At 62.1% G+C, this 16942-nt stretch carries 17 protein-coding genes; 3 read left to right on the forward strand and 14 right to left on the reverse strand.

All coding sequences use genetic code 11. From position 1 onward, the window contains the following. The gene (locus AB7951_RS14685) at window positions 1-1131 is read right to left on the reverse strand and encodes an efflux RND transporter periplasmic adaptor subunit (RefSeq protein WP_089264722.1); all 1131 of its coding nucleotides are present in this window, start codon (window positions 1129-1131) and stop codon (window positions 1-3) included. A gap of 169 nt (window positions 1132-1300) precedes the next feature. Between AB7951_RS14685 and xth the strand changes: the two genes are divergently transcribed. Beyond that, window positions 1301-2092, forward strand: coding sequence for an exodeoxyribonuclease III (xth, locus tag AB7951_RS14690; RefSeq protein ID WP_120289926.1), 792 nt, complete (start codon window positions 1301-1303; stop codon window positions 2090-2092). Between the two features lie 221 nt (window positions 2093-2313). Here xth and AB7951_RS14695 read toward each other — a convergent pair whose 3' ends face one another. The 11 genes from AB7951_RS14695 to AB7951_RS14745 all read right to left on the reverse strand — a co-directional run bounded on the left by AB7951_RS14695 (window position 2314) and on the right by AB7951_RS14745 (window position 11772). Beyond that, window positions 2314-3126 (reverse strand): tetratricopeptide repeat protein, encoded by an 813-nt coding sequence (locus AB7951_RS14695; protein ID WP_093758718.1) that lies wholly within the window; start codon window positions 3124-3126, stop codon window positions 2314-2316. Beyond that, window positions 3113-3793, reverse strand: coding sequence for a dihydroxy-acid dehydratase (locus AB7951_RS14700; protein ID WP_120289928.1), 681 nt, complete (start codon window positions 3791-3793; stop codon window positions 3113-3115). The genes AB7951_RS14695 and AB7951_RS14700 overlap by 14 nt, the downstream gene beginning before the upstream one ends. Window positions 3794-4082: 289 nt before the next feature. Further along, on the reverse strand, window positions 4083-4328 hold the full coding sequence (locus AB7951_RS14705; protein ID WP_120289930.1) for a hypothetical protein: 246 nt from the start codon (window positions 4326-4328) through the stop codon (window positions 4083-4085). 163 nt (window positions 4329-4491) lie between these two features. Beyond that, window positions 4492-5913: a dihydrolipoyl dehydrogenase gene (gene lpdA / locus AB7951_RS14710; RefSeq protein ID WP_120289932.1), complete on the reverse strand. Its 1422-nt coding sequence runs from the start codon at window positions 5911-5913 to the stop codon at window positions 4492-4494. Window positions 5914-5960: 47 nt separating this feature from the next. After that, complete coding sequence (locus AB7951_RS14715; RefSeq protein WP_120289934.1) at window positions 5961-6392, reverse strand: hypothetical protein; 432 nt, start codon at window positions 6390-6392, stop codon at window positions 5961-5963. Between the two features lie 22 nt (window positions 6393-6414). Further along, window positions 6415-7782, reverse strand: coding sequence for a pyruvate dehydrogenase complex dihydrolipoamide acetyltransferase (locus AB7951_RS14720; protein ID WP_439061511.1), 1368 nt, complete (start codon window positions 7780-7782; stop codon window positions 6415-6417). Between the two features lie 2 nt (window positions 7783-7784). Further along, window positions 7785-8090 carry a DUF5076 domain-containing protein gene (locus AB7951_RS14725; protein WP_068730814.1) on the reverse strand — a complete coding sequence of 102 codons (306 nt, stop codon included), beginning with the start codon at window positions 8088-8090 and terminating at the stop codon, window positions 7785-7787. 3 nt (window positions 8091-8093) lie between these two features. Next, the gene (locus AB7951_RS14730; protein WP_439061510.1) at window positions 8094-9494 is read right to left on the reverse strand and encodes a pyruvate dehydrogenase complex E1 component subunit beta; all 1401 of its coding nucleotides are present in this window, start codon (window positions 9492-9494) and stop codon (window positions 8094-8096) included. A 32-nt stretch (window positions 9495-9526) separates the two neighbouring features. Next, the gene (pdhA, locus tag AB7951_RS14735; RefSeq protein ID WP_068730816.1) at window positions 9527-10558 is read right to left on the reverse strand and encodes a pyruvate dehydrogenase (acetyl-transferring) E1 component subunit alpha; all 1032 of its coding nucleotides are present in this window, start codon (window positions 10556-10558) and stop codon (window positions 9527-9529) included. A gap of 274 nt (window positions 10559-10832) precedes the next feature. After that, the gene (locus tag AB7951_RS14740) at window positions 10833-11150 is read right to left on the reverse strand and encodes an FtsB family cell division protein (protein WP_068730817.1); all 318 of its coding nucleotides are present in this window, start codon (window positions 11148-11150) and stop codon (window positions 10833-10835) included. Window positions 11151-11217: 67 nt separating this feature from the next. Further along, a complete protein-coding gene (locus AB7951_RS14745; RefSeq protein WP_089264500.1) occupies window positions 11218-11772 on the reverse strand; it encodes an NADPH-dependent FMN reductase in 555 nt (184 codons plus the stop codon). A 324-nt stretch (window positions 11773-12096) separates the two neighbouring features. On the opposite strand from AB7951_RS14745, the gene AB7951_RS14750 reads away from it, so the two are divergent. Both AB7951_RS14750 and AB7951_RS14755 read left to right on the forward strand, forming a co-directional pair. Continuing rightward, window positions 12097-13851: a caspase family protein gene (locus tag AB7951_RS14750; protein ID WP_089264501.1), complete on the forward strand. Its 1755-nt coding sequence runs from the start codon at window positions 12097-12099 to the stop codon at window positions 13849-13851. A 70-nt stretch (window positions 13852-13921) separates the two neighbouring features. Next, complete coding sequence (locus tag AB7951_RS14755) at window positions 13922-14533, forward strand: LysE family translocator (protein WP_199712066.1); 612 nt, start codon at window positions 13922-13924, stop codon at window positions 14531-14533. Window positions 14534-14538: 5 nt separating this feature from the next. On the opposite strand, the gene AB7951_RS14760 is transcribed toward AB7951_RS14755, so the two are convergent. Together AB7951_RS14760 and AB7951_RS14765 are read right to left on the reverse strand one after the other, a co-directional pair. Beyond that, on the reverse strand, window positions 14539-15780 hold the full coding sequence (locus tag AB7951_RS14760; protein WP_120289940.1) for an MFS transporter: 1242 nt from the start codon (window positions 15778-15780) through the stop codon (window positions 14539-14541). Further along, window positions 15777-16913, reverse strand: a complete 1137-nt coding sequence (locus tag AB7951_RS14765) for a zinc-binding dehydrogenase (protein WP_120289942.1) — start codon at window positions 16911-16913, stop codon at window positions 15777-15779. Before AB7951_RS14765 ends, AB7951_RS14760 begins: the two co-directional genes overlap by 4 nt. Window positions 16914-16942: the final 29 nt, after the last annotated feature.

The following is a 16942-nucleotide window of genomic DNA, read 5'->3' on the forward strand; positions in this document are numbered from 1 at the left end:
TTATGCCCCGGCCTTGCGGGCCCGGGCTTCGACCCGTGTGCCTTGTGTCAGCAAGAGCTGGCCGTCGACGACGACGTCCTCATCCCCTTTTAAACCCGACGAGATCACCGAAATCCCCTGGAAGGTCCGATCGACTTCGACAGGCTGAACACGGGCCACGCCGTCCTTCACCATGAAGACGAAGTTCCCGGTCTGGCTGCGCTGCACGGCTACGGTGGGCACAACAACGCCGTCCTCGGTGCGCACGATCAACTTGGTCTGTACCAAAATGCCCGGCCACAGGGTTTCGTTCGGATTGCTCATGATGCCGCGCACAGTGACCATGCCGGTGGTGGAATCCACAGTGTTTTCCACCATCGCCACCTTGCCAGTTTCAGAACGGCCGCTGTTCGGGATGGTCGCAATCACCGAGGTCGATCCCGCCGCCATCGCTTCGCGCAGATCGCCAAGCACGCGCTGCGGAATGGCGAAGGAGACATAGACCGGAGCCATCTGATTGATGGTGGCGAGCGGCGCCGTATCAGCCGGGCGCACGAAATTGCCGACCTTCACATTGGCTGCACTGATCCGGCCGGAGAACGGCGCGCGAATGATGGTGTAGCTCTTCTGGACCTTGAGATTATCGAGCGCCGACTGATCGGCCCGGATGGTTCCGGCCAGGATGTCGGATTGGGTCTTGGCATTATCGACGCTCACTTGGGTGGTCGCGCCCTTCCCGATCAGATCGGTAAAGCGCCGCACGTCGCGTTCCGCACCGGCCAGTTGGGCCTGATCGCGGGCCAGCGTGCCTTCGGCCTGCTCGATCTGGGCATCAATCTGCCGCGAATCGAGGGTGAACAGCAGATCGCCTTCCTTGACCTTGGCGCCGTCTTCAAAATGCACCGAGGTGATGGTGGTTTCCACCCGCGACTTGAGCGCGACACTCGAAATCGGCGTTACTGTACCGATCGAATCGACATCGACCGGAACCGGTTTGCGTTCCGCCTTGGCAATCTCGACCGCAACGATCCGCGCGCGCTGCGGGGCCTGTGCATTGGTGTTGCCACCGGTCCACGAGGAGCGCGTCGTGTAGGCCGCAACCGCGGCAGCGCCGACGAGAACGAGTAGAGCGATCGATGTGCGTTTCTTCATATGGTCCATGTCACCTGGTACAGAAGATCGGGTCGCCCCCGTTTCCCGCCCATGGCAGCTTTAAAGACAGCGTCTGTGCGCTTTAGGCTTAAAGCTTATCATGTTGGCGGGGATGATGGTATGCCACGTTGACGTATTTTTGCCATTGTTGTTACCGGAATCCCATCAGATGAGAATTGCCACCTGGAATGTGAATTCTGTCCGCCAGCGGCTGGACCATCTGGTGACATGGCTGCGTGACTGTTCCCCGGACATCGTCTGCCTGCAGGAGATCAAATGCCTCGATGAGGCGTTTCCGCGCGAGCCCATCGAGGCGCTCGGCTACAATGTTGTCACCCACGGCCAGAAGACCTTCAACGGTGTTGCCCTGCTCTCGAAATATCCGCTGGAGGAAGCCACGCCCCGGCTGGCGGGCGACGACGAGGATCTTCATGCCCGCTTCATCGAAGGCGTGGTGTCGCTGAAATCCGGGGTGGTCCGGGTGGCCTGCCTGTATCTGCCGAACGGCAATCCAGTCGACACCGAGAAGTATCCCTACAAGCTGAAATGGATGTCCCGGCTACAGGAGTTCACCCGACTACGGCTAAAGACCGAGGAGCCGTTGATTCTCGCCGGCGACTTCAACGTCATCCCGGCGGCAGCAGACGCCTATAATCCGGCGGCCTGGATCAACGACGCGCTGTTCAAGCCGGAGACCCGCGCGAGCTTCCAGACCCTGCTCGGCTTGGGCATGACCGACGCCCTGCGCGCCGTCACCGATGAGCCCGGCCAGTACACGTTCTGGGACTATCAGGCCGGCGCCTGGCAGAAGAACTGGGGCATCCGCATCGATCATCTGCTGCTGTCACCACAGGCCAGCGACAAGCTCATCGATGTCGGAATCGACAAGTATGTGCGCGCCTGGGAGAAGCCGAGCGATCACGTGCCGGTGTGGGTCGACCTGGATCTGGAGGCGGCGTAAAGGCCCGTCGCCAAGCGCTCCCCAAACACAAACCGTCATCGCCCGGCTTGACCGGGCGATCCAGCAAACGCCCGGGGCAATGTTCCGAGGCGGCGCCTGACGCGAGCACTCGTTGATAATAATGAAGGCTGGCGATTACTGGGTCACCCGGTCAAGCCGGGTGACGACAGTCGAGTGTGAGGTAATCGCGCTCGGAAACGGTCGCTTAGTCCGGGACAACCTCAGTCCCGTTTGCCGGACACCCAGTGTTCAAGCATCTGCAGCGCCATCGCACGGTCGTCTTCGGAGGCCTTGGCGATGGCCTTGTTGTAGCTGTCGCGGATCCAGGTGTCGTCCGGGCCGGCATTGTCACGGGCCAGCGTCAGCCACATCAGGCCGCGCGCCATCTGCCGTGGCAGCGATTCACCGTTGAACAGCATCTGGCCGAGCAACGCCTGCGCCTGGTGCTGGCCCTTCTGCGCAGCAAGGCCCAGCCAGCGGGCGCCATACTTGGTGTCGCGCGGGGTGCCGATGCCCTTCAGATACAGCCGGGCCAGATCGTACTGCGCATCGGCATTGCCGAAATAGGATGCGGCGTAGGAGAACATCTCACGTGCGCGTTCAGTGTCGGCCTTGATCTTCGAATTCGGGATACCGTCGAGGTAGTAGCGACCGAGCGCCACGAAGGCGTTGGCGACGATGGTCGCCTGCGGCGCGGACGGCGAGTCCTCCGCATGGGCATTGGCGATACGGCTGAAATATTCGAAGGCGCGCAGATCGTCCTGTGCCACACCGTTACCGTCGGCATACATCCGGCCGAGCTTCCACTGGGCAATCGGATGACCGCCTTCGGCGGCATACTGAAGAGCGGTCAGCGAGGTATCGGGCTTGGCGGACTTCTTCAAGACCGGCGCAGCACCGGGAATGGTCGTTACAACCGGCAGGGCTGCGTCGCTGCTGCCAACGGGCGCACCATCAAAGGCAAACGCCGGCGCGGCCACCGACGCGGCACCCAAAGCAAACGCTACAAAAATGGTACGCTCAACTATCCGCATAACAGTATTTCTCGTGGGCCCGGCCGGCTTGGGTCACGGCGCAACCAATGGCCGATCCAACCTGCTGGGCATATGTCCACAGCGTCCCTGACATATGGTTAGTCGCGCGACGCTTCCGTTTGGTCGGGTGCGCGGCCAATTCTTTGTCGGTCAATTTTACGTTAAGGCAGCCCTCACCGGTTTCACGCCCGATGGTGCTGCCGCCCATCGATCCGAAGGTGTCAGGAGCCAGAGTCCCCTTCGATCCAACAAGGTCACCAATAACGGCGATCAGCTTGTCGGCAGAACGAATGACGTCCTGATGGGAATTCCGCGTCACGGGCTTCATTTTCTCCGCGATCGTCTGCCCCGTCGCAGTGAGGCACGCTCCCTGCGACCGGCTGTGATCGAGCAATGTCGTCTTCAGCAACAGTATGTTTGCAATTTCCAATATGTCTTTGGCGACATAACGGCTCACCCGCTTCAAATCGGTGCCATATGGTGTCTTTTTGAAGATTTCGACGGTGCGAGATTCTTGCGCGCGCAGCACTGGGCCAGCGATGAACCGTTCGCGCCGCAGCGTCGCTAGACTCGTCGCGCAGGGGAGCGCGCCACGCGACGCCTGCTCCCGGCCCTCCGTCATAAGACGGCTAGGCAAACGCGACTTGATGTTCGTCTTGGCGTCCATCGCGAACCTGGTTTCTCAGGCCGCTTCGGCGATCCGGGACAATCCCACTGACATCCCGCCGATCAACAAAGCGCTCCAGCCTTCTGGCTGGTGAGAAATGATTTCACGAAGGCGTGTGGCCAAATAGCGGCGGTTACAATACCCACAGCACGACAGGGTTAAATCTTGGGGGACTGTGGCAACCAAGCAACATTTGTGGCGCACCGGCAACCCTTTTGAGCGAGGCTAAAATCGCTGCCGCGTTACCGGAAAGTCAGCGCAAGGCCGACTTTTCCATCCGTTGCCGATCTCAACGTCCGGCGGGCGCGGAGGTGGCACCACCGTAGACCAGCCCGGGATAAACACCGCGGACGAGCACGGGATCACGGCCCCAGCCCGGGTAATAGGCGAAGGCATCGCGTGAGTCGCCATAGGTTGTGACGGCCTGCGGTTGAGCATGCCGGTGTGCAGAGCGCTGCTCTGACGCAGTGGCGGCACCGGACATTATCAGAGCAATGAGGGCCGAAGCCGCGGCAGTGGTGATCGTTGTTTTCATGAAAAGCTCCCTGAATTTAGCGTCACTCGGAAATGACAGCACTTTGCGCCTTGGACGCATTCGCATCTGACCTTGACGGCAGATAACGTCGGGAGACCGGAACGTAAGCCCGCCGCAACTTCACGATGCGGCGATCAAAATTATCGATCGGAAATGCTTCCGACTACGTATTCAGCACGCGCCCATAGGCGTCGAGCACGGCTTCCTTCATCGTCTCCGAGATGGTCGGATGTGGGAAGATGGTGTGGAAGAGTTCCTCTTCCGTGGTCTCCAGGTTCATGGCGACCACGAAGCCCTGGATCATCTCGACGACCTCAGCGCCGACCATATGGGCGCCGAGCAGCTGGCCAGTCTTCTTGTCGAAGATCACCTTCACCATGCCCTGGTCCTCGCCCTGGGCGATGGCCTTGCCATTGGCAACGAGGGGGAAGCGGCCGACGCGGATGTCCTTGCCGGCTTCCTTGGCCTTGGCTTCGGTGAGACCGACCGAGGCCACCTGCGGATGGCAATAGGTGCAGCCCGGGATCAGCGACTTGTCCATTGCATGCGGGTTCATCCCCTTGATCGCCTCGACGCAGATCACGCCCTCATGCTCGGCCTTATGGGCCAGCATCGGCGGACCGGCGACGTCGCCGATGGCATAGATGCCGGGCACATTGGTCTTGCCGTATTTGTCGATCACGATACAGCCGCGCTCGGTCTTCACGCCGAGCTTCTCGAGGCCAAAGCCTTCGATATTGCCGACCACACCGACCGCCGAGATGACGCGATCGACGGTGAGTTGCTGGGTAGCCCCCTTGCCATCTTCGATGGTCACGGTGACCGAATCCGACTTCTTGTCGAGCTTGGTCACCTTCGCGCCGGACATGATCTTGATGCCCTGCTTCTCGAACTGCTTGCGGGCGAAGCCGGCGATCTCGGCGTCTTCGACTGGCAGGATCTGCGGCAGCACCTCGACCACAGTCACGTCGGCGCCCATGGTCTTGTAGAACGACGCGAATTCGATGCCGATGGCGCCGGAGCCGACCACCAGCAGCGACTTCGGCATCTTGTCGGGGTTCATGGCCTCGAAATAAGTCCAGACAAGCTTCTTGTCGGACTCGAGACCCGGCAGCACGCGCGGCCGGGCGCCGGTGGCGACGATGATATGCTTGGCAGTATAGCTGCCTGCCCCGAGCGCGCCCTTGGGTGCTGCGGCTTCCGTCTTCTTGACAGTGAATTTGCCCGGCGCATCCAGGGTCGCCTCACCCCAGATGATCGAGATCTTGTTCTTGTTCATCAGATATTCGACGCCGCCGCTGAGGCGCTTCACGACGCCGCGCGAGCGCGCGATCACGGCCTTGATGTCGAACGTCACGTTGTCCGCCGACAGGCCATAATCCTTGGCATGCTGCATGTAGTGATAGATTTCCGCCGAGCGCAGCAGCGCCTTGGTCGGGATACAGCCCCAGTTATTGCAGATGCCGCCGAGATAGGCCTTCTCGACGATCGCTGTCTTGAAGCCGAGCTGCGCGGCGCGGATCGCCGTCACGTAACCGCCGGGACCGGAACCGATCACGACGACGTCAAAAGATGTATCGGCCATTGTGGCTCCCGTTCAACTCAAACACGCGTTGCCGCGCCTGCGGCGATTCAAGATATTGCTTCCCGTTCGGCCTCGCGCAAACGCAGGTAACGCCGCAGCATTAGCCATTGCACGATGACGACGACCCAGTACGAGACCGACATCTGTACTGCATCGATGAGGTCGCCCGCATTTGGCGACCGTCCCGAATTTGCATCCGACGCCATCCCGAGCGCGATCACAAACACCGCCACCAGTACCAACACCAACATCGCGAGCTTCAACGCGCGTTCGCGATGCTTGCCAGGTGCCGCGATACCAAAACCAATCATTGCGAGCAGCACGTATCCGGGTACGAACAACAGCCGGTAGGCTTCGCCCATACCGCAACCGGCTTTGTCGCTGTAACAAGGCATGATCGACGAGGCCGCTGACGTAACCGCCACTCCGCAAATCAGCGAGACGAAACCCGCCAGCAAGACCATGCCGAACAACTTCATCGACTTGTCCCGTGACGCCGCGTCACACCACCATCATCACTGGATTTTCGATCAGCTTCTTGAACGCCGTGATCAGTTCCGCGCCGAGCGCGCCGTCGATGGCGCGGTGGTCGCAGGACAGGGTCACGCTCATGATGGTTGCAGCGACGATCTGGCCGTTGCGCACCACGGCCCGTTCCTCGCCCGTGCCAACCGCAAGGATCGACGACTGCGGCGGATTGATCACCGCGGTGAAATCCTTAATGCCGAACATGCCGAGATTGGACACCGATGACGCACCGCCCTGGTATTCGTTGGGCTTGAGCTTCTTGGCCTTGGCGCGCGCGGCCAATTCCTTCATCTCGTTGGAGATTGCCGAAATCGACTTGATCTCGGCCTGGCGGATGATCGGCGTGATCAGGCCAAACGGCAGGGCCACTGCGACGCCGATGTCGGAATGCTTATGACGGAGCATCGCTGCTTCCGTCCACGACACGTTCGCTTCCGGAATCTTCTGCAGCGCGATGGCCATCGCCTTGATGACGAAATCGTTGACCGAGAGCTTGTAGAGCGGCTTGCCGTCCTTGTCCTTGCCGGCGGCAGCGTTGATCTCCTCGCGCGCGGCGGAGAGCTTGCCGAGATCGCAATCGACGGTGAGATAGAAGGTCGGCATCGAGTTGGTCGCAGCGGTGAGACGCTGCGCAATCGTGCGGCGCATCGAGTCATGCGGCACGCTCTCGTAACCACCCTGCTCGTACAGCCCGAGAATCTGTTGATCGGACATTGCAGGCGCACCGATCGCTCCAGTTGCACCTGCGGGAGCGCCGGCAGCCGCGGCTGATGCCTTCAGGCCGCCACCAGACTTCGCCTTCTCGACGTCTGCGGCCACAACGCGACCATGCGGACCCGATCCGTTGATACGACCGAGTTCGATGCCGGCGTCCTTGGCGAGACGACGCGCCAGCGGCGACGAGAACACGCGCGCGCCATTGCTTTGTGCCGCGGTCGGCTGCGGAGCCGGCGCGGCGGCCGGAGCCGGTGCTTTCGCTGCCGAAGCAGCAGCCGGCGCAGGTGCAGCGGCGGCAGGCTTGGGTGCGGGAGCCGCGGCAGCGGGTGCAGGCTTCGGCTTGTCGGCCCCTGCCCCCGAACCTGCAGCCTTTACGTCCTCGCCGTCGGCGGCGAGCACCGCGATCACCGCGTTCACAGCAACATCCTGCGTACCTTCCGCCACCAGTATCTTGGCGATGGTGCCTTCGTCGACGGCTTCGACTTCCATCGTCGCCTTGTCGGTCTCGATCTCCGCGATCACGTCGCCGGACTTGACCTTGTCGCCCTCTTTCTTGAGCCACTTGGCAAGGTTGCCCTTTTCCATGGTGGGCGACAGCGCAGGCATCAGAATGTTGATTGGCATTGTCAGTGACCTTGTTGCGACCGCGGCGTGGTGTTGCCCATGTCAGTCGGACGCGCGATTTCAGCTTCGAACATTTCGACGATGCGGTTCAGCGCCTCGTCCTCGGAATAATTGGCCTCACGCGCATACGCGCGTGCGGCATGGCGCGCGATGTCGACCAGCAGGAGCCCCCACATGTCGGGCTCCTCGAAGGCACGCATGAAGGCGATGGACAGCCCGCCATCTAGCACGAATGCGCGCAACACCTCGGTGGCGTCCTCGCGGTCCATGACATCCGGCGGCAATGGCTGTTCCTTCGGACCTGCCATGGTTCACCGATAGCAAACGGCTTTGGCCGCAGCCACGACGTCAGCCACCGACGGCAGCGCCAGCTTTTCAAGATTGGCGGCGTAAGGCATCGGCACGTCCTTGCCCGACACACGCGCGACCGGCGCATCGAGATAGTCGAACGCATGCTCCATGATGCGTGCGGCGATTTCAGCGCCCACACCCGACTGTTGCCAGCCTTCTTCCACCGTCACGGCACGCGATGTTTTCTTCACGGACTCGATGATGGTATCGGTGTCGAGCGGACGCAGCGTGCGCAGGTCGATGACCTCGGCCTCGATGCCTTCCTTGGCGAGTTCTTCAGCAGCCTTCAGGGCATAGGTCATGCCGTTCGACCACGAGATCAGCGTCACATCCTTGCCGACACGTGCGACCTTGGCCTTGCCAATCGGCACGATGTAGTCGTCGAGCTTCGGCACCTCGCCGGAATGCCCGTAAAGCATTTCGTTTTCGAGGAAGATCACCGGGTTCGGATCGCGGATTGCGGATTTGAGCAGGCCCTTGTAGTCGGCGGCGCTATAGGGTGCGACGACCTTGAGGCCCGGGATCTGCGAATACCAAGCCGAGTAGTCCTGGCTGTGCTGGGCACCAACGCGCGCCGCGGCGCCGTTCGGGCCGCGGAAGACGATCTGACAGGTCATCTGGCCGCCGGACATGTAGAGGGTCTTAGCAGCGGAGTTGATGATCTGGTCGATCGCCTGCATGGCGAAGTTGAAGGTCATGAATTCGACGATCGGCTTCAGGCCGGACATCGCCGCACCGACGCCGACACCGGCAAAGCCGTGCTCGGTGATTGGCGTATCGATCACGCGGCGGGCGCCGAATTCCTGCAGCAGGTTCTGGGTCACCTTGTAGGCGCCCTGATATTCGGCGACTTCCTCGCCCATGATGAAGACGTCTTCATCCCTGCGCATTTCCTCGGCCATCGCGTCGCGCAGCGCTTCGCGGATGGTCATGGTCACCATCTCGGTGCCTTCAGGAATTTCGGGATCGGGCTGGATCGAAGCCGTCGGAGCTGCTGGCGCTGTAGCCTCTTCCTGCGGAGCCGGAGCGGATTTGGCTTCCGCGGCAGGCGGCGCGGATTCTGCGGCCTTCTCCTGCTTCGCGGGGGCCGGTGCGCTCGCCGCGGCAGATGCGTCTTCGCCATCGGCGAGGATGGTCGCGATCGGCGTGTTGACCGCGACGTCGTTGGTCCCTTCCGGGATCAGGATCTTGCCGAGCGTCCCTTCATCGGTCGCTTCGACTTCCATCGTCGCCTTGTCTGTCTCGATTTCGGCAATCACATCGCCGGACTTGATCGTGTCGCCTTCCTTCTTGAGCCATTTGGAGAGGTTGCCTTTCTCCATGGTCGGGGACAGCGCGGGCATCAGAACTTGAATGGCCATTATAACTCCAGATCGGTCTTTAAGCCGCGCGCTTAGCGGTACACATCGGTGTAAAGTTCGGATGCATCGGGCTCAGGGTCCTGCTGCGCGAAATCCGCCGATGCGTTGACGATGTCACGCACCTCGGCGTCGATCGCCTTGAGGTCCTGCTCGGTCACGTCAGCGGCCAGCAGACGGTTGCGCACCTGCTCGATCGGGTCTTGATCGTGGCGAACTTTGTCTACTTCCTCGCGGGTCCGGTACTTGGCCGGATCGGACATCGAGTGGCCGCGATAGCGATAGGTCTGCATTTCCAGAATGAACGGACCCTTGCCGGCGCGGCACCAGGCGACCGCACGGTCACCGGCGGCCTTCACGGCGCGGACGTCCATGCCGTCGACCTGCTCGCCCGGAATGTTGAAGGAGATGCCGCGCTTGGAGAAGTCGGTCTGAGCCGAGGAGCGCGTCACCGAGGTGCCCATGGCGTAGCGGTTGTTCTCGATGATGTAGATCACCGGGAGCTTCCACAGCTCCGCCATGTTAAAGCTCTCATAGACTTGGCCCTGGTTCGACGCGCCGTCGCCGAAGTAAGCGAGGCTGACGAGATCATTGCCGCGATAACGGTTGGCAAAAGCGAGACCCGTTCCGAGCGACACCTGCGCACCGACGATGCCATGGCCGCCATAGAAATTCTTCTCGCGGCTGAACATGTGCATGGAGCCACCCTTGCCCTTGGAGTAACCGCCCTTGCGCCCCGTGAGCTCGGCCATGACGCCCTTGGCGTCCATGCCACAGGCCAGCATGTGACCGTGGTCGCGATAGCCGGTGATGACCTGATCGCCATCCTTCAATGCCATCTGCATGCCGACGACGATGGCTTCCTGACCGATATAGAGATGGCAGAAACCGCCGATCGCGCCCATGCCATAGAGCTGGCCGGCCTTCTCCTCGAAACGCCGGATCAGCAGCATGTCGCGAAGCGCGTGCATCTCCTGATCGCGGGTGAAATCTGGCGGCGATGACGGGGTTGCGCCATTGCTCGTTGCCTGCCCTGCGGGAGCGACGCTTTTCTTCGGTGCGGCCATGAAAATTCCGGATGCGAGAGTGAATGGCCCTTCCTACTCCAAGTGCTTGCGGCTTGAAAGGGATTGCGTCGCGCGGAATGCCACACGGTTGTTTCGCACTGCAGCGAAGGCGTGAAACTTTCGAAATCGAATTGGATCGGTTTTGTAATTTGAGGAATGAAAGCGCGTGTCGTGGTCACGTTGCCGTCACGATGAGCAGGCGCGAGCGATCCATAGCTTTGATGCAAAGCTGTGTTGCTTCATGCGAGGACGCCTCGCCGCCGAAGAGAGAATCTTAGTTTGGCTTGATGACCTTCACGAGGTCGCGCGGATGCGCGTAGTCGAGCTGGTAGCGCGCGCGCTCGTCGAGCATGTCGGGATCGAGTCCACCAGATCGCAGGAGCGCCACGCGCTGCTCGGCCTTGGTGCGTTCCTTCTTCAACTGCACCAGTTCGGAGGTCAGCGCGACGATCTCCTGGTCGAGCTCCTGACGTGCGTTGAGGCCGTATTTACCGGTATAGGCATTGACCCCGAAATAGCTGATCATCATCGCCGCCAGTGCATAGAGCACGAGCCCGGTGAGGATCGATTTGAGGCGGGTATGCTTGACCATTCCCGAAAATGCGACGGCCCGGTTAAGGCGAACCTAACAACCGGGCCGCAACCTGAATTTGCGCGGCTTATTTCTTCAGCTTGTCGACCCAGGCGGCGAAGGCGTCGATATAGGCCTGCAGCACCGGCCGGATCGATTCCTTGACGATCTCGCCCTGTTCGCTGAACGCGTCGCCGACGGCATTCAGATAGATTTCAGGCTGTTGCATGATGGGACCGACAATCCCCGGCAGGGTTTGGCGCAAGCTAAGGGCAGCACCCAGGCCACCGATCGGACCGGGCGAGCTAACCACGATGCCGGTGGGCTTACCGAGGAACGAGCTCTTGCCATAGGGCCGCGAACCGACGTCGATGGCGTTTTTCAGAACACCCGAAACTGAGCGGTTATATTCCGGAGAGACGAACAGTACCGCATCCGAGGCCTGGATCGCTTCGCGGAACTTGACCCAGTCGGCCGGCGGCGCGGCTTCCAGGTCCTGATTGAAGAATGACAGCTCGTTTAGCGTGATGACGTTCAGCTTCAGCGACGGCGGCGCCAGCTGGGCGAGTGCATTCGCAACCTTGAGCGAGAATGACTGTTTGCGGAGGCTGCCGACAATGACGGCAACGCTGTAGGTGGCCATGAGATATCCCCTGAATAACTGCTTCCAAAAAGCGCGGAGCGCATCTGGAACCTGTCACCTATCCCGGCAAAAGATGCAAGTGCATGGATTGTATTTGACGGCCGTAATCGTGCCGAACCGGTACGTCCGCCTCGCCCGCCCAAACACATCTTCGTTATGCTGATATCGCTCAAATGGATGACGCCCGGAGCGCCGCTGTGATCGAACCTTCGGAGAGTGCTGCGCGACAAACCACGTAAGACAAACCACGCACGCCAGTCCCGACTGATCTGCGATGTCTGGCCAGGCTGCTCGAATTCGACCGTCGCAATTGCGGGGCTTCCGATGCGCAACCTTGGTCTTGTGGCTTCCGTAGTCTTCGCCTTGAGCTTGCTCAGTCAGTCGGCCTTAGCCGCCGACAAGCGCGTCGCACTGGTGATCGGCAATTCGGCCTACCAGAACGTCGTCAAGCTCGCCAATCCCGCCAACGATGCTGCAGCGATGACCGAGACCTTGAAGACCGCGAATTTCGACATTGTCGAAGCCCGACGGGATCTGAAGGCGACCGAGATGCGCCGGGCCCTGCGCGATTTCGCGGACAAGGCGCGCGATGCGGACGTTGCTCTGGTCTATTTCGCCGGCCACGGCATCGAGGTCGATGGCACCAATTACCTGATTCCGGTCGACGCACTGCTGGAACGCGACACCGATGTCTATGACGAGGCGTTCTCGCTGGAGCGCATCCTGGTGACCATTGAGCCCGCGAAGAAGCTGCGGCTGGTGATCCTCGATGCCTGCCGCGACAACCCCTTCATCAAGAATATGAAGCGCACCACGGCATCCCGGGCGATCGCCCGCGGCCTCGCCAAGGTGGAGCCGACCAGCCCCAACACGCTGATCGCCTATTCGGCCAAGGCCGGCTCGACGGCGCTGGACGGCGACAGCAAGAACAGCCCCTTCACGGCCGCGCTGGTCCGCCACATCGCGACGCCTGGCCTCGACCTCCGCAAGGCCTTCGGCTTCATCCGTGACGACGTCATGAAGAACACCAGCAACCGCCAGGAACCGTATGTCTACGGTTCGCTCGGCGGCGACGACGTGCCGCTGGTCCCGGTGGCTGCCGTCGCCACGTCGCCCGCCGTCAGTGTCCAGGCCGAAACCCGCCGCGACTACGAGCTGGCTTTGCAGCTTGCGACCAGAGACGGCTGGAACGCGTTCCTGACCCAGCACCCCGACGGCTTCTATGCGTCGCTGGCCAAATCCCAACTCGCGAAGCTCGCAGCCGAGGACGCCCATACCGCTGCTGCGGAGAAAGCCCGCCTCGCCGTTGAAGAGAAAGCCCGTCTGGCTGCCGAAGGCGCCAGGAAGGCCGAACAGACCAAGGCAGCGGCCGATGCCAAGACCGCCGAGGATGCCCGGATCGCTGCCGAGAAACTCAAGACCGCCGAGCAGGAACGCGCCGCCGCCGGCGAGCGCGCCCGCGCGGCAGCGGAAGCCAGGGTCGATGCCGGCAAGCTGGACACGCCTGCCGCCGGACCGCAGTTGGCGACACTCCCCGCCCCCACGGCCGATGTGTCCCGAACACCCGCGCCAGCCGATCTACCCCGTCAGGTCCAGGTCGAGCTTCAGCGGGTGGGCTGCCTGCAGGGATCAGTCGACAACTCATGGACTGTGGCTTCCCGCAAGTCGCTTGAGCGCTTCAATCGCTACGCCTCGACCAAGTTCGATGCCAAGGCGGCCAGCACCGATGCGCTCGAGGCGATCAAGGCCAAATCTGCACGGGTCTGCCCGCTGGTCTGTGCGCATGGTTCAGAGGCGGACGGCGACCGCTGCGTGAAAATCGTATGCCGCGCCGGCACGTTCCTGAATGACGACAATGAATGTGAGAAGAAGCGCAACCGCAACGAGGCCAAACGCAACGCGCCGCGCCGCGAGCGCGATGAGCTTGATCGCCCGCAAATTCAGGCCCGCTCGCCGCGCGCACAGCCGTCCAGCCAGATCGTCTGCGACAATGCCGGCTGCCGTCCGGTGCGTCCCGGCTGCCGCTTGGTGTCGCGCGACATGCGCATCGGCCTCACCAATGTCGAGGTGTGCAACTGACGACGTGCTTGCCTGACAGGATCGCAAGCGACATTCTGACGATCCAAGTTTGCAAGCCGGAGCCATCATCGTGACCATCGAATTTCTCATCACCTCGCTGATCGTGGTGGCGTCGCCGGGCACTGGCGCCCTTTACACACTGGCAACCGGATTTTCGCGCGGAGGCCGCAGCAGCGTCGTCGCCGCGTTCGGTTGCACGCTCGGCATCGTTCCGCATATGGCCGCCGCGATCCTTGGTCTCGCAGCACTGCTGCACACCAGCGCCGTGGCGTTTCAGGTGTTCAAATATGTCGGCGTCGCCTACCTGCTCTATATGGCCTGGAAAACGCTGCAGGAGCATGGCACGCTGAAGGTCGAGACTGACGACAGCGCGCAGTCCGCGCTGCAGGTCACGACCACAGCGATCTTGATCAACATCCTCAATCCGAAACTGTCGATCTTCTTCCTCGCCTTCCTGCCCCAGTTCATCAGTGCTGACGAAGCGCATCCGCTGTCGCAGATGCTGCTGCTGAGCGCGGTATTCATGCTGATGACTTTCGTGGTGTTTGCGCTCTACGGCCTGTTCGCTGCGTCGATCCGCAACCACGTCATCACACGGCCACGGGTGCTGACCTGGATGCGACGCACTTTTGCCGGCGCATTTGCCGCGCTCGGTGCCAAGCTGGCTTTCGCGGATCGCTGACGCCCCTACTCCAGCCGTTCGACATTGCGCAGCGTCGGAAACAGCCGCATCCAGAGCAGCGCGATGGCAACAGTACCGAGGCCGCCAATCAGCGCGGCAGGCACAGTGCCGAACAGCGCCGCGGTGACGCCGCTCTCGAACTGGCCGAGCTGGTTCGAGGTATTGATGAATAGGTAGTTCACCGCGCCGACCCGGCCACGCATGTCGTCCGGGGTTGCGAGCTGCACCAGCGAGAAACGGATCACCACGCTGACCGTATCGGCCGCGCCGAGTACCGCGAGCGCGGCGACCGACAACCACAGCCATTGCGACACCGCGAACACCGCTGTCGCGAGGCCGAAGATGATGACGGCCTGGAACATCCGCATGCCGACCCGGCGATTGATCGACCAGCGCGTCAGCACGATGGTCGTCAGCAGCGCGCCGACTGCCGGCGCCGCGCGCATGAGGCCGAGGCCCCACGGACCGGTCTGCAAGATATCACGCGCATAGATCGGGAGAAGCGCAGTGGCGCCGCCGAGCAGCACCGCAAACAGATCGAGAGAGATGGTGCCAAGGATCGCCGGATTGCTGCGCACGAAGCCGACGCCGGCAAACAAAGTCCGCAGCGACGGCGGATCCTTCACCGCCACCTCGCGCGCCAGTTTGATGGCGCTGTTGAGCGCGCCGCCGATCAGCCAAAATGCCGCCATCAGCACATAGGGCGTCGACGGCGACAGCGCGTACGCGATGCCGCCGAGCGCGGGGCCGCAAATCATCGCCACCTGAAACACGCCGGTGGAAAGCGCCGTCGCTTTTTGCAGGCGACCTTCCGGTACGACGCCGGGCAGCAGCGCCGAGCCGGCCGGCGCCTCGAAGGCCGTCGCCGCGCCGATCACCACCAGCGCCACGAAAATCTGCGGCACCGTAATCCAACCGGCATAGGTGCCCCAGGCGAGCAGGATCGCTGTCAGCCCCTGCAGCGTCTGGCAGATCTGCACCACGCGGCGGCGGTCGTAGCGGTCGGCGATATGGCCGGCGACGAAGACCAGCGCCAGCATCGGCACGAATTGCGCGAGGCCGACCATGCCGAGCTGGAACGCGCTGCCGGTCAGATCATAGATCTGCCAACCGACCGCGACAGCGGCAATCTGCGACGCGAAGCGCGAGAAGCTGCGCGACACCATGTAATACAGATACGGCGGATGGCGCAGCAAAAGCCGTGCGCCATCCGTGACCACGCCGGCAGACTGATCGGCAAGTGTCATCCCGGCATGTTCGGATTGATCAGATACTTCTCGCCGGTGGCGCGCTTCGCATAGACCCGGAGATTGTCGAGCTGCAACACGCCTTCGAGCGAAATCACCTTGGTGTAGTGGCTGGCGAAGGTAGTCTTGAGTTCGGCGACCACGCGGGCGCGGAGCCTGGCGGCATCGGCGGCGCCGATCTTCTGCAGGAACGGAAACAGCAGCCAGCCGCCCATGCCCCAGGCCATCCCGGCGGGGACGAATTCGATCGGGCGCAGATCCAGCCGGCCATAGACGTAGACCTGTTTGTGGGTCGTCGAGCCATAACGGCTATAGACCTTCATCGCCTTGACGGCGGCGACTTCCATCGCCTGCAGTATCTGGCCCTGCAGCTTGCCGCCGCCGGTCGCGTCGAAGGCCAGCGTGGCATTGGTGGCAATCAATGCGGCCGTCAGGTCTTCTATGAAGGTCGGCGACGTCGAGTTGCAGACATATTTCGCGCCGATTCCGCGCAGCAGTTTCTCCTGCTCGTCGCTGCGAACGATGTTGACGAGATCGATGCCGTCCTTCTGGCAGATCTTGTTGAGCATCTGGCCGAGATTGGACGCGGCGGCCGTATGCACCAGCGCCGTGTGCCCTTCCCGCTTCATGGTCTCGACCATGCCGAGCGAGGTCAGCGGATTGACGAAGCAGGATGCGCCCTCGGTGGCCGTCGTGCCCTCGGGCAGCGGCAGGCATTCCTTGGCCTTGATGACGCGATACTGCGCATACATCGCGCCGCCGATCAGCGCGACGGTCTTGCCGAGCAGCGCCTGCGCGGCCTCGGACGATCCGGCCTTCACCACCGTGCCGGCGCCTTCATTGCCGACCGCCATCGACTCGTCGAGACGGCCGCCCATCGCCTTCATGTTGGCCTGCGGGACGGTCGCGGTAACCACCGAGGACGCGCCAGAGCCTGAAATTTTCGCACTCGCCGGATCGGCCGCGCCGAGCAGGAGACCGAGATCCGACGGGTTGATCGGCGCAGCCTCGATGCGCACGACGACCTCGCCGGGACCCGGCGCCGGGATCGCCACCTGCTGCAGCGAGATTTCCAGTTCTCCGCTGCTTTTGATGAGCGAGCGCAGTTCAAGTCCGGATGTGATGTCAGTCATGGTCGTTTCCCCTCAATCTGTCCGGCGGT

It is taken from the genome of Tardiphaga sp. 285_C5_N1_2 (assembly GCF_052076065.1).
Taxonomy (GTDB): domain Bacteria; phylum Pseudomonadota; class Alphaproteobacteria; order Rhizobiales; family Xanthobacteraceae; genus Tardiphaga; species Tardiphaga robiniae.